Raw genomic sequence first — 552 nt, forward strand, 5'->3', positions numbered from 1 at the left:
GCACACGATGTCGCCAGCGAAAGCTTCTTCAACGTCGATACGGTGCAGGCCGTGGTGACCCATCAGCTTCAGGATACGACCGTTACGCTTCTTGCCGTCGGCGCCGATGGCGACAACCGGGGTGTTCGGCTTGACGCTACCACGAGCGATACGGCCAACGCCGATAACACCCAGGAAGCTGTTGTAGTCCAGTGCCGAGATTTGCATCTGGAACGGGCCTTCACGGTCAACCTTCGGTGGTGGAACGTGGTCAACGATCGCCTGGTACAGCGGGGTCATGTCTTCCGCCATGTCGGTGTGGTCAAGACCAGCAATACCGTTCAGGGCCGAGGCGTAGATGACTTGGAAGTCCAGCTGTTCTTCGGTAGCACCCAGGTTGTCGAACAGGTCGAAGATCTGGTCCAGAACCCAGTCCGGACGCGCGCCTGGACGGTCAACCTTGTTGATGCACACGATCGGACGCAGGCCGGCTTCGAAAGCCTTCTTGGTCACGAAACGGGTTTGCGGCATAGGGCCGTCTTGAGCGTCAACCAGCAGCAGAACGGAGTCAAC

Annotated in this window: 1 protein-coding gene; it reads right to left on the reverse strand. The window is 59.1% G+C overall.

The features are described from left to right. Positions 1–552: GTP-binding protein (locus RSB01_RS14245; protein ID WP_332625781.1), on the reverse strand; the 552-nt coding region annotated here is incomplete at both ends.

Origin of the sequence: Brevundimonas sp. (genome assembly GCF_036659295.1) — a bacterium.
Taxonomy (GTDB): Bacteria; Pseudomonadota; Alphaproteobacteria; order Caulobacterales; family Caulobacteraceae; genus Brevundimonas.